Here is a 15,075-nt window from a genome sequence, read left to right on the forward strand (position 1 = left end):
GGTCATGATCTCCCTTGGCGGTGGTGGCAGATATTTCACTCTTAACGATCCTGCGAGTATTCCGACATTTGTCTCATCAGTGACACAAATCGTCATCCAATTTGACTTCGATGGAATTGATCTGGACTTCGAGACCCCCTCACTCAACATCGATGCCGAAGACACGGACTTCAAGCATCCCACTAAGCCATCGATCGTCAACGTCATCTCGGGTCTCCGTCAGTTGCGCGATCACTTCGGCCCCGCCTTCATGATCAGCCTCGTGCACGAAGGGATGATATTCATACGATTGGGTCGAACGCAAGCCTAACCAAACCAATAAGGTTCGTCGTGTTCCTGGTGAAGGACAAAGGCGCTCCGGTTCTGATATCCGTGAACTAGAACGTAGGTTGCAGCAGTCTTGCTGCATAAATTTTGAGGTATGCGATGCCAGATCCTTTCTTTCACCCCCAAATCTCCTCTGTCAAAGTCACCCTCCTCACAATCACGCAATATGTCCTCTAAAGTCTATCGGTCCGAGAGCCCGCCGCTGCTCGCCCTTCTCCTCGTGGCCACACTACTCGCTAGCGGCACGCGCATGGAGGCTCAAGCCGTCTTCGGCTCTATCGTCGGCACCGCTACCGACCCAACAACTGGCGCGGTGATCCCAAATGCAACCATAGTAGTTATAGATGTAAGCAAGGGTACTTCTCAGACTGTCCAGTCTAAAGACGACGGCAACTACTCCGTCCTGCGTCTTATCCCAGACTCCTAAGGCGACCGCCACCGGCTTTCCACCGGCCAAGGCGATGACGTCGTCTCCGACGACAGCCCCGCAGGTAAACCTGGTCTTCCAGGCCGCAGGCGGCGACACGAGTATCACCGTCACCTCCGCCCCGCCCGCGCTCCAAACAGACAGCGCCGCCGTCAGCACAACCCTCTCCCAGCGCCAGTTCCAGGACCTGCCCAATCAGAACCGCAACTTCTCCACGTTCGCCCTGCTCACCCCGGGGGTGCAGCGCGCTTCTTTCAACATCCAGGCAACGGAAAACCCGCAGGGCACAAAGGCCCTCGAGGTCAACGGAACCAACTACGGCTCGCTCGGCTACCTGCTCGACGGCACCGACAACCGCTAACCGATCGACGGCATCATCGTCGTCAATCCCACGCTCGACTCGATCAGTGAGTCGCGCATCGACACTCAGAACTTCCCCGCAGAGTTCGGAGGCGCCATAGCGGGCTTCGTCTCCGCCCAGACCCGCTCCGGCTCCAATGCCTGGCATGGTGACGTCTTCTTCTACCGCCGCAGCGATGCCCTCGAAGCGCGTGATCCCTTCACCCAGTTCGCGCCCGATCCAGTCACCGGCAAGGACATTCCAAGCTCCGTCTACAGCCAGTTCGGCGGCTCGCTCGGCGGCCCGGTCATCAAGGACCGTGCCTTCTTCTTCCTCGATTATCAGGGAGCGCGCCAGAAGGTCGGTGCCAGCCTGCTGGAGAACGTCCCCACCAACCTAGTCCGCAGCACCTGTCTGAACGCAGCCAGCACTACCTCTAACCTCACCCAGTACGGAGGCGGCCTCATCTCGAATATGCTCGTCACTCCGCAGGGTCGCACCTTGTTGAGCGCATTGCCCGCGCCCAACTCAGGTCTCGGGGACACCACCGCCAACAACTTCGTAGGCTCCGGCACCGGCAACAACGACGGCGACCAGGCGGATGCCCGGCTCGACTTCCAGGTCAACCAGAACCTCCACGCCTTTGGCTGCTACGACTACTCTATTTTCCGCCTGCTCGGCCCGCGATCTTCGGCGCTGCCGGCGGAGACGGCTTCGGCCTGGGCCACACCACCGGCACCGATACCGTGCAGAATCAGAGCGCCGCCGTGTGCTTCAACTACGCGCTCAATGCGAACCTTCTTACCAACTTCGACGAAAACAAGTTCGACGCAGGCACCACGCCTGCGCTCAACGATGGCCTACCCAACCTGAACACCGGCACCTTTGATACCTCCGGCTCACCCACCTACAAGGTTCAGGACGGCAGCATCGCCAATTTCGGCTCGCAGAATTGCAACTGCCCACTCAAAGAGAACCTCGGCGGACGCTTCGGCTTCGCTTACCAGCTGCATCCGAACACTGTGGTTCGTGGCGCATTCGGCCAGGTTTACAACAGCGTCGGCTACTTCGGCACCATCTTCGGTTCCGCCATGACGCATAACGTCCCCGTCGTGACTTCGGAGAGCGTCGGCAACTCCAGCGGCACCACGCCGGTTTATAGCTATCCGACGCTACCCGCGTCTCCGGCGCAGTTTCCCATTCCATCCAACGGCCTCATCCCCATCCTCAACGGCATCGGCTACAACGTCCGCCCCGACCTGCTGTTATTGCCGAAGGTTGACCAGTACAACGCAAGCCTGCAGCGGCAGGTCGGCGAGAACACGACCTTCACCATCGCCTCTGTGGGCAACATCGGCGAGCGCGTCTACCCCGGCGAGACCGAGGGCTATAACATTAATCAGTACGTTCTACCCTCGAACCCCGCCGATCTAACCGCGACCGACAACCTAACAATCATCCCGGTGTGCTCAGCCAAAACCAACGGCGGCCCTACTTCAACCGATTCTCTGCCTTCTATAACGGAGCCAATCAGATCTGCTGCTCACAGAACATCAACTACACGGGCCCCTCTGCGCGCGAGAACTACAACGCCCTCCAGACAACGGTTGAGCGACGCTTCTCGCACGGCCTCCAATTCCTCGCCAACTACACCTGGTCGCGTGCGTTGAACTATGGGACTACCTATTTCGCGATTGACCCGCGCGTCGAGAAGGGTCCGAGCGATACGAACGCGACCAACTCTTCGTTCTCAGCGGCATCTATGAGCTTTCCTTCGGCAAGGACAAGATGTTCCTGAACAACACCAGCAGCTGGGTCAACTACTTCGTCGGGGGCTGGCAGCTCGCCGGAAGCACCACTTGGGAGAGCGGCCTGCCCTTCACCCCCACCTATGGGGAATGCGGCCAGGATCAGGACGTCGACAGCAACTTCGGCAACTCCGGCAACTCCAGCGACTGCCGTCCCGATGTCCTTGCCAACGGGCCGGGTAAGGGCTTCGCACGCTCGGTCGGCTCGTTCGACACCGTCACCCACAGCCGTCGATTCTTTAGTCCCGTTGCTCCGCTCACGGTAAACGGTGCGCAGTCCGGTCCCTTCGCCCGGCCTGCCTTTGGGACCATTGGAAACATTGGTCGCAACAGCTTTAATGGTCCGTCGGACTATTTCGCTGATGTCTCACTGTTCAAGAATATTCGTGTTCGCGAGCGAATCACAGGACAGTTTCAGTTCGAGGTCTTCAATGTGTTCAACCACGCTCCACTGGGGGTTCCCAGCGCATCGAACGCGCGCTGCATTGACTGCACTACGGGCGCTTCTGGTCTGATTACGGGCGTCGACAACGCAGTCTCCGGCAGTGGTCAACCCTACATGCGGCAGATTTAGTTTGGCGCAGAGATCACTTTTTAGCACCAAAGCAGAAGTTTTTTTGAGGGGAGGTTTGTGGTGTTTTGTTGGGGTTTTTGAGAAATTGGGGTGTTTTGGTGTGGTGATTTCGTGGTGTGGTTGTGGTGTATTGCGTGGTGAGCGTGGTGATTAAGCAGTGATGGTTTGTGGTGATGAAAAATGTGACACGGATTCCACATTAATTTTTGGGCTTCCCGTTTCGGGACTGAGAGCCTGTCCGACTGCGATTCCCTTCTCTGATGGATCCGGGTTTTGAATGAAGGCTGCTGCCTCGGTTTTAGTTTTGTAGGCTGGATGAGGGCGGGGTTGTGTCCTCATCGTGGTGGCCGTGATGGAAGATCTTGCCGATGCCGCGACCTGTGCCCTTGGTGATTTTGCCTGCGCCTTTGGCGGCTCCTACGCCGACGTCCTTGCCGGCGACTCCTGCGCCCTTGCCAACGTTGCCAGCGGCGTCGATGGGGTGGAGAGTGACGAGATCGCCGGCGCCTTTGCCGACGCCCTCAGCCGCGGCTCCGGTTCCCTTGCCGGTGCCCTTGCCGATATCACCGGCGCCGCTGTCTACATCGCCGCCGGGGCTGCGGGTTTGGGACGGTGGTGGGGTTTGAGTCTGGGCGGGCATGGTCTGGGTGTTCTGAGCGGAGACGCTCCGGGTGCTGATTGCGAACGTTAAGGTCAGGAGTGCGATGTATGAGATCGGGAATGTGTGGCGCAACGGACTGGCCCTCCTACTTACCATTAGATGCTTCAACGAAAAGGTTGGAAGCGCAGGTTCGAGTTTCGCTCGAAGGCTCATATCTCTCGGACTCGAGATATGCAGTACGCAGATTCGCGGGTAGTAATTTGGGCCGTCCTATATGGTTATTCAAACGGCAGTCTGGATTGAAAAGGAGTCACTAGCTCGACGACGACAGCCCAAGTTTGGAAGAGTTCGAAGTTCACGATTGAACGCAGTCAAGGCAAGACCGCTGGCACAGTCATCTTTCGATTGTCAGGGCCGTTTACGGCGCGGGACATGCACGCTTCCCTTTCGCCGGACGCACTTCGCAGTACGTTCGAATCGCAGGAGGAGAGCGAACCGCATGCTCTCCCAGTTCATTCTCACCATATTCTGGATTTAACAGAAGTTCCGTATATGGATTCGGCGGGGCTTGGGTTGATCGTCAGCCACTATGTCCGGTGCCAGAGCACGGGAGTTCGGCTGGTTGTGGCTGGAGTGAATCCGCGCGTGCTTCAACTGTTTGAGATGACCAAGGTGGACAAGTTTTTCCGAGGGTCTCTAGAGTAGAAGAGGCAGATCAGCCGTGAAGTCGCGGCTGCCGGCCAAGGTTCGAGCTTGGCCCCGCGTTCCATTCTCGATGAGCGCATTGGCAATTGTCTCTCGTTGAGAATAGGCAAGAAAAGATCGAATTCGGCTGCATTTCCAATCTCCTTCCCTCGTACTAAGCCAGACGAGGTGCGGTGGCTGGAGGGGTCTAAAAAACAAAATCCTGCTTCTCGTGGGCGGTGCTGAAGCATTATCGGCAACTTCGTGACGACTTGCCGATAAGACAACTTTTCGGGCTCAACGGATGGAAGGCGTGCTGTATTGGATACTGGCTTTGACTTTCGATCCATATCCGGTTGTGATCAGCATACCCAGCCTGGTACTTGCCCGAGCAAGCCGCGACTTAGCAGCAGCCTCAGAGATGTTGAGCTGATGGGCAACTTCCTTGGCCGAGCAGTCTCCCGCAATGCGCGTTTGAAGGGCCTCCCGTAAGATTTCGGGGAGTTTGTGTATCGCCTGGATGAGCTTCGCGTGTCTCTGTTGTTGTTCGAAGATTTGTTCAGGATTCGGAGCGAGGTCTCGTAGTTCGTCAGGAATGCCATCTTCCTCTTGTTGAGAAATTGAGTAGAGTGAGGATTCCGGTCGGCAGCGTCGCTTACGCAGGATACCCAATGACGAGTTAATTGCAATGCGAGTTAACCAAGTATAGAAGCTCGCTCTGCCTTCGAAGCTCTCAATAGCCTGGAATGCGCGAAGAAAGGCGTCCTGCAGTGCATCTTCGGCGTCTTGCTCGTTCTTTGTAATACTCAAAGCAGTTCTGTAGACTCGGCGTGAGTAGAGATCCCATAGTTCATCAAATGCGGTCCGGCAACCCGATTGGGCAGCGAGGATCAAGTGTTGGTGGCTATGCGAGGTAATGTGGTCAAGGGCGCCACTCATGTTGTTGTTCGATGAGGAAGGGACTACCACCGGAATGCCGGATTCACCTGAAAGATTCATTATTCCTCCAATCGTCATTGAGGCACCCCCGGTCACCGTCGTTCTTGCCGACCCTGAGGTGACTGAAATAAGCCTCATTTTTGCGATTAAGCCAGAAGTGCGGAGGCGAATCTATTAGACGAAGGTGTCGTCAATACCTTGGTGTCAGCCGCCCGTCGCTCGCAAACACGCCAAGGCACTAGCGATACCAACGTCCAATTGCTTTCAATCCTCTCTGTCTGCCTAATAGAGAAGAAAACAGGAGGCAAGATGAGCGACGCTCACAACGATGGACAAATACGTCTAGTTCGGATCTCTAATGCATATTGGAGGGTGACGTTCGACATCCCACCTTTGAATATCTTTGGCCCCGCGAATATCCCACAGCTTGAAGAGATTGTAGGATTGCTCGAGTCTGATGAACGAGTCAAGGTAGTGGTCTTTGATAGTGCGGTGGAAGGGTTCTTCCTCACTCACTATGATTTTTTGGCAAAGCCCGAAGAGTCTGCGAAATTCCCGGTGGGACGAACCGGCTTGCAGGCATTGCCTGACATGCTTGCCAGGCTCAGTCGTACATCTGTCGTATCGATTGCATCGATTCGTGGCCGTGCGACCGGTGTTGGCAGCGAACTCGCACTAGCATGTGATATGCGATTTGCCAGCCGTGAAAAGGCAATCCTCTCCCAATGGGAAGTTGGAGCAGCGTTGGTTCCCGGCGGCGGACCCATGACTCGTCTCCCACGGTTGATTGGCCGAGGAAGGGCGTTGGAAGTGCTTTTAGGAGCGGACGATATCAGCGGCGATCTCGCCGAGCTGTACGGCTATGTCAATCGTTCGATATCTGATAGTGAGCTGGATAATTTTGTCGACGCGTCCGCGAGAAGGATCGCGTCCTTCGACCGGCGGGCGATCGCGGAAACGAAACATTTAGTTGACTTGAACAGTCTGCCTTCCGATGCGGAGATCGTTCCGGAGTGGGATGCTTTTATAGCCTCGCTGGGACGGCCTGCCGCACAAGCAAGACTTCGGTTGCTGTTTGAACAGGGCTTTCACAAGCCGGGAGACGTTGAAAATCGGCTTGGATACCATGTTGGAACGCTAGGCAGCACGATGGACATTTCGTAAAGCAGCCGTAGTGCACCTATCAAAGTCAGAGAGGCAAAAGGTTGCTTTGATTTTCTTAGGTGCGGCTTCAAACGAAGTTAAGACGGTTCTTTACTGCCGTTCGACGGTGCAGAAAAATTGGAGCGATCCAATACGATTCCCGACAAATTGATGCATCGTGGCATATCTCAATAACGATATGCGTATGCTCCCTGGCGTTCGGAGCCAGCCGACGTCTGTGTCAGTTGTTCCTCATCAGACGAAGGTATCGACCGATACCTTCGTCTGATGGATGCAATGACGTTCCTCTGGCTTAATCAACACATTGGCCGTTACGAACAAATGATCGTGACACTGTTCAAGGCCGCCGGAAACACGATTAGTGATTTTGAGGCCCACCCTCCAACTTTGACAACAGACTTGCAGGTCCGAACGAGAAAGTTCGATCCGCATAAACAACACAAACGACGCACTGTTGCAACCGACTCCCGGCCTGCAACACTATTTTAGGAGAATCCAAATGAGCCTGATCGACCACGCAATCGCGGTAAACCACAAGAATGCGAAGCACCATGATCCTTCGCTGGCAAACAAGCCAGCTCCGAAGATTGCAATCCTCACGTGTATGGACCCGCGCCTGAACCAACTACTCGAATGGCTAGAGATCAAACCCGCCGATGCGGATGTAATTCGGAACGTCGGAACGGCCACGACGGAAGACGTTGTGCGGTCTCTCATGTTCTCAATTCACGTTCTGGGCGTGCGAGAGGTCATGATCATCGGGCACACTGGCTGCGGAATGGAACTGTTTTCGGAGGAATCTTTCGAGAAGCACCTTCACACACAATGCGGCGTGTGGGCAGTTGCTCCCGACAGATTCCATTTCTATACCGACGTAAATTTGACAACGCAAAAGCAGGTACTGAAACTTCGGTCGCACCCATGGATTCCTGCGGACGTCGTGATTCGTGGATTTGTTTTTGATTTGTCAACGGGCGAACTGAAAGAAGTAACGGCCAAGGACGACAGGTAGTCTATTAGGCGGAAATTCGCCCATACGCCACCCTGCACCTTGGTCTTGATCGATACGTTCATCCAATAGATTCATCGGCGCGCTTCTGGCGTAATTGAGTTGTCTGTGACCGGAGCAGTGAAGACAGAGCGCCAGAAAATTCTGTCGACGCTTTTCGTGCGCTCCTGGATCAAAGATAAATCGAGGGAGGAACCGATGAATGATCTGGGTTTCAGGGAGAAGAAAAGATGTTGAACGGCAGGATTGTGATCTATGGGCGCGCGAATTCGGCCGCGGGTTACAAGATACGCGACTTCCTGACCCGTAATTGCTGTGAGTATGACTGGGTCGAATTGAATACGGATGAGGAGGCCCGGAAGCTGGCAGGAATCTCAGGAGCTACAGACCCTCGACTTCCTGTCTGCGTTCTTAGCCAGAATAGGAGACTCTATTGTCCTAGTCTGCGCGACCTGGCGATGGCTCTGGAGTGGTTCAAAGGACCGAAGTACGAATGCTACGATCTGGCGATTTTTGGTGCGGGACCAGCAGGTTTAAGTGCCGCTCTCTATGGGGCCTCCGAAGGGCTACGCACAATAGTGGTCGAGAAGATCGCCGTCGGTGGCCAGGCTGGCAGCACCTCAAAGATTGAGAACTATATGGGGTTTCCGGATGGGATCAGCGGATGGGAGCTCGCAAGCAGGGCACGTCAACAGGCAATAAAACTGGGAGCGGAGATCATAGTTGGCCTCGAGGGAGTAGCAGGAGAGCATCAGGATGGCTGGCAGTTTAGCTGGTTCGCCAGCGGCGAGCAGATCGCTTCGAAAGCAACGATCTGCGCCACTGGCATCGAGTACTCACGACTTGGGCTTGAACGAGAGGATTATTTTCTGAATCGCGGTCTCTACTATGGTGCCGGCTCGAGCGAAGCTGAGCTCTGCAAGGGACATGTAGTGATTGTGGGCGGTGGGAACTCTGCTGGCCAGGCTGCGTTGAACTTCGCGCGGCAGACGCGGGTGACGATGCTCGTCCGAGGGGAGTGCTTGAAGGACACGCTTTCGACGTACCTGCTGGAGCGCATTGAAGACAACTCGTCGATTACGGTCCTGACGAGGACCACATTAACTAAGCTCGAAGGAGATGATGCGCTTGAAAGAATTTCGTATCGCGATGAAGCTGGCAACACTACATCCATCGAGACGCATAGCGTATTCGTTTGTATTGGAGGCAAGCCTCGCCTCGACTGGGCAAAACCTGGAGTGCTGCATTGCGACCCGGCGGGCTACATTCTCACGGGCCCGGATCTCGACCGGTCGGGCCTGTCAGCGGAGATGTGGACAGATGGTCGAGCACCACTCTTCATGGAATCAAGCATTCCAGGGCTGTTTGCTGCAGGAGACGTCCGCCATAACTCTACGAAAAGGTGCGCTGCAGCAGCGGGAGATGGTGCAACGGCAGTCTCTATGGCACATCAATTTCTGATGTCCGTGAAACATCAACTTCTAGGGCGATAGTGCGCGGTCTATTTGCGATAACTCTCTTGGAGATGGAAATATAGCGCTGGCACTGAGAACTTGATCGTCGCGGGTTGCGCTTCGCTCGAATGCTCGCATCTCAAAATCGAGATATGGGTCACCCGGGCAAGTCCACCGGCCTTAGCGTACGCACACTTCCCTTTCTAAGGTGCTTCGACTATACCTGCGCAATAAGAGTCGAGAAGTACGCCAGTAAGAGCAGTGGCCGAATCATTGCGGCGGGGCCGAGGAAGTTCTTTCATTCTGTAGACTCCAAGTTTGGTGGCCATTTTTATTAGATCTGCGAAGGAGTTGGCGTGCATCTTCTGCATCACCTGGCCCCGGTGCGCTTTGACTGTGATTTCGCTGATGCCAAGCTCCCCACCGACCTGCTTGTTTAACAACCCGGAAGACACCAACGCCATGACCTGTCGTTCGCGGCGCGAGAGCGAGGCATAACTTCTCTGCAGAGTTTGTTTCTGCGCCTGTTTAGCAAGAACAAAACGGCTCCGTTCGAGAGCTTCTCTGATTGCGGTCAAGAGTTCTTTGTCCCGGAAAGGCTTCGTGAGAAACTCCACAGCTCCTGCTTTCATGGCTTCTACAGCAGTGGGTATGTCACCCTTGGCGCTGAGAAAAATAGTCGGGATGTAAGGTCGCTCAACGGCTGCACGCTTCTGCAGTTCGAGACCACTCAGGCCCGGAAGAGCCACGTCCAACAACAAGCAGCTGGGAACAGCTACGAGCGGATGGACAAGGAACTCTTCGGCCGAAGCAAAAGTCTTTGGCTGCCAGCCTTCGCATCGTATTAATCGGTCCAGTGAGTCGCGCTCGGCTTCGTCCGGGGCGACGACGTAAACGACCAGTGCGGTCCTTGATGTTTCAGTAAACCCGAGTCGGTGATCGATGGACGAGCTCGCGTCCCTTTCCAAGCGATATCCCGTCAGAATCAAATCCATATCGGCCTCCTTGATGTTCCCGTGGTTTGTTCTGGAGATGTTGTCCATGACGATCGTAGATGAATGCTCACAATTGCCCCTCTCTCCGTTGAAGTTGTGCTTAGTTTCTTTGGGTAGATCTAAGACGAACTCGTCTCTCCGCTGGCATCGCTTGCCAGCTCTTCGCGGAATTTACTCGGAGTGACTCCAACTACTCTGCGAAATACCTTTGTAAAGTGTTCTTGCGTTCTAAACCCAACGCGCTTGCTAACCTCCGCAATGCTTAACCTGTCGTCTATCAGGTGAATCTTCGCGCGCTCGATTCTGACCCGCAGAACATACTGGTGTGGGCTGAGTCCTGTTGCCTTGGTAAACAATGTTGCAAGATGGTGCGGAGTCAATTCAGCGATCCTAGCCATGTCCGCCAAACTGATGTTTCCACTCGTGTTCGAGTGGATATATTCGATCACCCTGTTACAAACTTCCTTAGTAATATGGGCCCCTTTTCTTTATTGCTCTGCCGAATGAGGACACCGTAGCGCGAAAGGATTGGTCAAATGTTCCGGCGTTGGTCAATTCTTCCGATTTAATCGGTCAAAAAAACCGACGCACACGAAACAGCGGTATTCTCTTCCTACCGATCTTCCGGGCGGCGAGGTTAGCTTGTGGCCAACTCTGGGGTTCTTCCTGTCGATGCTGTAGAGGTGATGCGGGGTAGCTGCGCGTTGTGCCCCTTTCCTGCCCGCTCGTCAATTACAAGTAAGGGCGCCGGGTGGAAAGGGATTGCCATGGAGTCGTTCACCGACATCCCAGGCGTCGCCATCCCGGATCATGAGCACCCAACTCATTTCGTGAACCTGCTTACACGAGGGGAGATCAAGGCTCAATGGACCACAGAGGGACGGAGTCACAGTGCAACGAATAGTCCCGGCACAATCTATCTGTTGCCGGCAGGTACACGCGACAGGCTGACCTGGTCGGGTCCTACCACCCGGATTGTTTTGGTGATGGAGTCGGGATTTCTCTCGCGCTCGCTTGAGAAGACCGCACATCTCGATGAGATCGACCTGATGACGCACTGGAATCTTCGTGATCGGCACATCCAGTCCTTGATGCTGGCTATGCATGCCGATCTGGAAGATGGCTCCCCCGCGGGCCCCTTGTATGGGGAGTCTCTTGGTCTGGCGCTTGGCCTCTATCTTATTCGGCGCTATTCGACTCGAAATAGAAGCAATAGCGCCCAAGTCACCGGCGGAATGCCTACAGCGCGTCTGAATCGAGTGCTCGATTTTATCAACCAGAACTTCGCCCAGGATCTGCGTCTATGGGAGCTTGCGGAGTTAGCAGGAATGAGTCCCCATTACTTCTGTGAGTTGTTCAAGGCGAGTACGGGAATGACTGCGTATCAGTATGTCTTGCAGTGCCGAATCGAGCGGGCAAAGAGATATCTTCGCGATCCGGAACTTAGCGTCGGTGATGCGGGCGTTGCGGCTGGTTTTTCCGATCAAAGCCATTTCGCAAAGGTCTTTCGCCGGAAGGTTGGAGTTGCGCCCGTGAAGTACCGTAGTCAGGCTGGATAGGTTACGCGGGGCAAGGCACACATAAACTGGCACGGCGGAGAATCCCAAGCTCCCGATGCGGACGATCTGCTCTACCGTTTTCACCACTCATCCGTCAAAAGAGATCGCGCTGCTAGGCAGTGGGTTTAGGCTGACACGTTATCCCCAAATGGGGCTGCGGTTCCACATGCACCGTGGGTACAACCGATGCCGATCTCCGGCGACAGCTGCCCTTGGGGAAGGGCCAAAGATGACTACTTGCTAACGAATCCCACGATTAGAAACGCGAGAGCTATTGTGAGGAGTACAACACGCCAGCGGTGAAGCAGATCCCATCTACGCCGGTACATCTTCCAATCGGGAGGCGGAGTGGACTTGATACGGTTGTTGATCGGCACGAGTGCGATGATCGAATACAAACTCGCCAACATCCACAAACCGGCCGATGTAGCGATCCAGATCGGTACGCGGCCGGATTGGTGCCATTGGATTACCACCTCGGCTAGAGTCAGCAGAAATACAAGAATGTACCAAAACGGCATGAACTTCCCCAGCACACGAGCGAGGGCGCTTGCGGCGGGCTGATGAACATCGTCCGGAAGTTTATCGAGTGTTGGATGAACAAACGCGGCGATGGCCAGTTCACTTCCAACCATCAATCCAGCGACGATAATTGCAACAACATTTAGGACTTCCATTTGTGACTTCCTCCATGAACAACACCTTGGAATCGCCCCAGCCAGGAGGGCGCTAGAAAAAGCGGGATAGCGCCATGCACAGGATGTTTCCTCATTAGGAAACCTAGCAACGCTATATATGATGCGAAGTATTTTGACAAAGTTTCAGTGTTCTCCAAGGTTTTCTAGCGGTGCTATACTTCCTATCAATGGAACCTGCGTTGGCAGCTAACCGAATTGCGGAACGAAAACTTCGTGATAGGCAGGCTCGCCGTGCACAGATTATCGGTGCCGCACGACGAATCGCGGAGCTTGAAGGGTGGTCCAACGTAACCGTCCGGCGGTTATCCGCCGAAATTTCATACAGCCAACCTGTCTTGTACGGTCATTTTGGAAGTCGCGAAGGAATTCTCGCAGCGGTTGCGGTCGAGGGTTTTCACGAGTTGGGCCTGGCTTTGGAGAAAGCACAGAAACGGGATAAGCGAGGAAACACGGTCGGATCGGTCGCAGCCGCCTATCTGGAGTTCGCTGCGTCCTCACCAGCACTGTATGAAGTGATGTTTTCGCTCAGCTTGAACGTGCCATTCGATGACGTAGCTACTCCTCCGGAGTTGCGGTTCGCGTTTTCCCAACTCCTGGAGTTGTTTCAGGGGCAGAGCCCGAAGTCGGAGGTTATATCGGAACTGTTTTGGGCAAGCCTCCATGGTATCGCCGAGCTAACGAGGGCCAAGCGATTTCCGCGCGGTCGTCAGAAAGAGCGTGTGAAGACGCTCGTCGAGCTCTTCACTTTCCACGATAAAACACCACCGATAGTGAAAGCGCGATGAGTGTAATAGGCGCGTGTTCTCGCTTTTTCACGAGCCAAGCGAGATGAGTCCTCACAATCACGCTATTCGTCACGTGGGACGTCGCACCGAAGGATTCCGGAGTAGGTAGATGTCCATCACCCATCCATTTTTCTCCCGTGCCGCACTGCGGGCTACTTCGATGGCTTCCAGTTTTTCGGTAAGTTTTCCAGATAAGAGAATCTCTTTATCGCTACCGACGTATGCTCCCCAATAGATCTCGACATCCTGATCCAGAACTTCCCTGAAGGAACACTTTCCGTCCAACATCACAACCACGTTCTCGGAACTTGCGACCAGTCCAGGTGACAACTGGCGGCCCGTCGTAATGCAAATCGACTCGCCTATGCCGTTCAGAGTTATCTTGTGGCGCGCCGCCAAGGCCTGGATGCTGGTGATTCCAGGGATAACTTCATGATCGAAGTGAACTATTCCACGAGCAATAATGTGATCTATAACTCTAAGAGTGCTGTCATATAGTGACGGATCACCCCACACTAGAAACGCGCCACACTCATCCTCTTTTAGCTCGTTTCCAATCAAGTCTTCGTAGATTAGCGCGCGCTGTTGGTGCCACGCCTCGACCCGCAGAGTATAGGAAGCTATCGATGGGTCCCGTTGAGGATCGACGACTTCGACAGTTCGGTAGGATGGCTCGTCGATATATCGCTCGCAGATCTCTTTACGGAGGCGCATAAGATCGCTTTTCGCGTCTCCTTTGTTCAAGACAAAAAAAGCATCTACCTCATTTAACGCCTTGATGGCTTGCACAGTAATGTGTTCCGGGTTGCCCGATCCGATTCCAATGATGTACAGCTTTCTCATCTAACGTCCTTCCGCTGTTTCCCATCCTGCACGGTTCGCGTCAACAGCGCGGCAAGCTCAGTGACGACTTGGTCTACGGTCTCAACAGCTGGAACCGTATGTTTAGTGGGGCGTTCCACCATTACCACCGGAAGTCCAAGAAGTCGAGCGGCTTCAATTTTGGTGTAGGTTCCTGAGCCGCCGCTATTTTTGGAAACGATGTGATCAATTGAGTACTCCCGCAACAATTGCAACTCTTCTTTGAGATCGAAGGGGCCACGCTGTAGAAGAATTTCGTGATGCTGTGGCAACTGCCCCGTCGGGGCCTCAATGGCACGGATCAGAAACCACGCGTCATTACAAGCAGCAAACGAACCTACCTCTTGCCTGCCGATCGAAAGAAGAACCCGTCCTTTCTTTTTATTAACAAATTCGGCCGCGTGCACGTAAGTTGTAACTTCATGCCACAAATCGTTTTTTTGCTTCTGCCATGCAGGACGGACCAAAGCGATGAGCGGCAATCCTAATCGAGCACAAGCCACTTCTGCATTTCGACTAATCCCCACGGCAAAGGGATGGGTAGCATCAATCACCACACTGATGCTCTCCATTATCAGATAAGAGATCAGCCCTTCAATCCCACCGAATCCTCCCACCCTGACGACTCCTATGGGATATTTAGGGTGACTTACCCTTCCGGCGAACGATGAAATGAACTCAAGATCGTTTCTGGTTGCGAGTTGCGCGGCGAGCTCAGCTGCATCTCCTGTTCCACCGAGGATCAGTATTCGCGGAACTGCATCTGGAGATCGACCGAGCCGACCTTCGATGCCATCTGATATGGGATTCAGTTCGCTCAATTCGATACTCGGCCTCTCTGACCACCACT

At 54.4% G+C, this 15,075-nt stretch carries 19 protein-coding genes; 11 read left to right on the plus strand and 8 right to left on the minus strand.

Features of this window, described 5'->3' with window-relative positions; genetic code table 11:
- The 3 genes from HDF14_RS25300 to HDF14_RS27050 all read left to right on the plus strand — a co-directional run.
- On the plus strand, window positions 1-310 hold a 310-nt coding region (locus HDF14_RS25300), incomplete at its 5' end, for a glycosyl hydrolase family 18 protein (RefSeq protein ID WP_260698595.1).
- 183 nt (window positions 311-493) lie between these two features.
- A complete protein-coding gene (locus HDF14_RS27045; protein ID WP_260698596.1) occupies window positions 494-754 on the plus strand; it encodes a carboxypeptidase-like regulatory domain-containing protein in 261 nt (86 codons plus the stop codon).
- Between the two features lie 34 nt (window positions 755-788).
- Window positions 789-1,115: a hypothetical protein gene (locus tag HDF14_RS27050; RefSeq protein WP_260698597.1), complete on the plus strand. Its 327-nt coding sequence runs from the start codon at window positions 789-791 to the stop codon at window positions 1,113-1,115.
- Window positions 1,116-1,435: 320 nt separating this feature from the next.
- Here HDF14_RS27050 and HDF14_RS27055 read toward each other — a convergent pair whose 3' ends face one another.
- Window positions 1,436-1,720 carry a hypothetical protein gene (locus HDF14_RS27055; RefSeq protein ID WP_260698598.1) on the minus strand — a complete coding sequence of 95 codons (285 nt, stop codon included), beginning with the start codon at window positions 1,718-1,720 and terminating at the stop codon, window positions 1,436-1,438.
- Between the two features lie 120 nt (window positions 1,721-1,840).
- Here HDF14_RS27055 and HDF14_RS27060 point away from each other — a divergent pair, with 120 nt between their 5' ends.
- On the plus strand, window positions 1,841-2,764 hold the full coding sequence (locus HDF14_RS27060) for a hypothetical protein (protein ID WP_260698599.1): 924 nt from the start codon (window positions 1,841-1,843) through the stop codon (window positions 2,762-2,764).
- Between the two features lie 118 nt (window positions 2,765-2,882).
- Window positions 2,883-3,476 carry a hypothetical protein gene (locus HDF14_RS27065; protein ID WP_260698600.1) on the plus strand — a complete coding sequence of 198 codons (594 nt, stop codon included), beginning with the start codon at window positions 2,883-2,885 and terminating at the stop codon, window positions 3,474-3,476.
- Window positions 3,477-3,774: 298 nt separating this feature from the next.
- On the opposite strand, the gene HDF14_RS25310 is transcribed toward HDF14_RS27065, so the two are convergent.
- Window positions 3,775-4,209, minus strand: coding sequence for a hypothetical protein (locus HDF14_RS25310; protein WP_183981546.1), 435 nt, complete (start codon window positions 4,207-4,209; stop codon window positions 3,775-3,777).
- Window positions 4,210-4,473: 264 nt separating this feature from the next.
- Here HDF14_RS25310 and HDF14_RS25315 point away from each other — a divergent pair, with 264 nt between their 5' ends.
- Window positions 4,474-4,782: an STAS domain-containing protein gene (locus tag HDF14_RS25315; protein ID WP_406707279.1), complete on the plus strand. Its 309-nt coding sequence runs from the start codon at window positions 4,474-4,476 to the stop codon at window positions 4,780-4,782.
- A gap of 276 nt (window positions 4,783-5,058) precedes the next feature.
- Here the strand turns inward: HDF14_RS25315 and HDF14_RS25320 are convergent, their stop codons facing one another.
- Window positions 5,059-5,778 (minus strand): RNA polymerase sigma factor, encoded by a 720-nt coding sequence (locus HDF14_RS25320; RefSeq protein WP_183981547.1) that lies wholly within the window; start codon window positions 5,776-5,778, stop codon window positions 5,059-5,061.
- A gap of 231 nt (window positions 5,779-6,009) precedes the next feature.
- Between HDF14_RS25320 and HDF14_RS25325 the strand changes: the two genes are divergently transcribed.
- The 3 genes from HDF14_RS25325 (at window position 6,010) to HDF14_RS25335 (ending at window position 9,366) form a co-directional block, all read left to right on the plus strand.
- Complete coding sequence (locus HDF14_RS25325; protein ID WP_183981548.1) at window positions 6,010-6,864, plus strand: enoyl-CoA hydratase/isomerase family protein; 855 nt, start codon at window positions 6,010-6,012, stop codon at window positions 6,862-6,864.
- 499 nt (window positions 6,865-7,363) lie between these two features.
- Window positions 7,364-7,876: a beta-class carbonic anhydrase gene (locus HDF14_RS25330; RefSeq protein WP_183981549.1), complete on the plus strand. Its 513-nt coding sequence runs from the start codon at window positions 7,364-7,366 to the stop codon at window positions 7,874-7,876.
- 227 nt (window positions 7,877-8,103) lie between these two features.
- Window positions 8,104-9,366 (plus strand): NAD(P)/FAD-dependent oxidoreductase, encoded by a 1,263-nt coding sequence (locus HDF14_RS25335; RefSeq protein WP_183981550.1) that lies wholly within the window; start codon window positions 8,104-8,106, stop codon window positions 9,364-9,366.
- Window positions 9,367-9,530: 164 nt separating this feature from the next.
- Here HDF14_RS25335 and HDF14_RS25340 read toward each other — a convergent pair whose 3' ends face one another.
- Window positions 9,531-10,322 (minus strand): response regulator transcription factor, encoded by a 792-nt coding sequence (locus HDF14_RS25340; RefSeq protein WP_183981551.1) that lies wholly within the window; start codon window positions 10,320-10,322, stop codon window positions 9,531-9,533.
- 119 nt (window positions 10,323-10,441) lie between these two features.
- On the minus strand, window positions 10,442-10,771 hold the full coding sequence (locus HDF14_RS27795) for a helix-turn-helix domain-containing protein (protein ID WP_406707273.1): 330 nt from the start codon (window positions 10,769-10,771) through the stop codon (window positions 10,442-10,444).
- Between the two features lie 195 nt (window positions 10,772-10,966).
- Here HDF14_RS27795 and HDF14_RS27300 point away from each other — a divergent pair, with 195 nt between their 5' ends.
- Window positions 10,967-11,881: an AraC family transcriptional regulator gene (locus HDF14_RS27300; RefSeq protein ID WP_183981553.1), complete on the plus strand. Its 915-nt coding sequence runs from the start codon at window positions 10,967-10,969 to the stop codon at window positions 11,879-11,881.
- Between the two features lie 233 nt (window positions 11,882-12,114).
- Here the strand turns inward: HDF14_RS27300 and HDF14_RS25355 are convergent, their stop codons facing one another.
- Window positions 12,115-12,558: a DUF1772 domain-containing protein gene (locus tag HDF14_RS25355; RefSeq protein WP_183981554.1), complete on the minus strand. Its 444-nt coding sequence runs from the start codon at window positions 12,556-12,558 to the stop codon at window positions 12,115-12,117.
- A 200-nt stretch (window positions 12,559-12,758) separates the two neighbouring features.
- On the opposite strand from HDF14_RS25355, the gene HDF14_RS25360 reads away from it, so the two are divergent.
- On the plus strand, window positions 12,759-13,364 hold the full coding sequence (locus HDF14_RS25360; RefSeq protein ID WP_260698601.1) for a TetR/AcrR family transcriptional regulator: 606 nt from the start codon (window positions 12,759-12,761) through the stop codon (window positions 13,362-13,364).
- Window positions 13,365-13,433: 69 nt separating this feature from the next.
- On the opposite strand, the gene cobF is transcribed toward HDF14_RS25360, so the two are convergent.
- Window positions 13,434-14,207 carry a precorrin-6A synthase (deacetylating) gene (gene cobF / locus HDF14_RS25365; RefSeq protein WP_183981556.1) on the minus strand — a complete coding sequence of 258 codons (774 nt, stop codon included), beginning with the start codon at window positions 14,205-14,207 and terminating at the stop codon, window positions 13,434-13,436.
- Window positions 14,204-15,046 carry a cobalt-precorrin-6A reductase gene (locus HDF14_RS25370; protein WP_260698602.1) on the minus strand — a complete coding sequence of 281 codons (843 nt, stop codon included), beginning with the start codon at window positions 15,044-15,046 and terminating at the stop codon, window positions 14,204-14,206. The genes cobF and HDF14_RS25370 overlap by 4 nt, the downstream gene beginning before the upstream one ends.
- Window positions 15,047-15,075: the final 29 nt, after the last annotated feature.

Source organism: Tunturiibacter gelidiferens, assembly GCF_014201335.1.
Taxonomy (GTDB): Bacteria; Acidobacteriota; Terriglobia; order Terriglobales; family Acidobacteriaceae; genus Edaphobacter; species Edaphobacter lichenicola_E.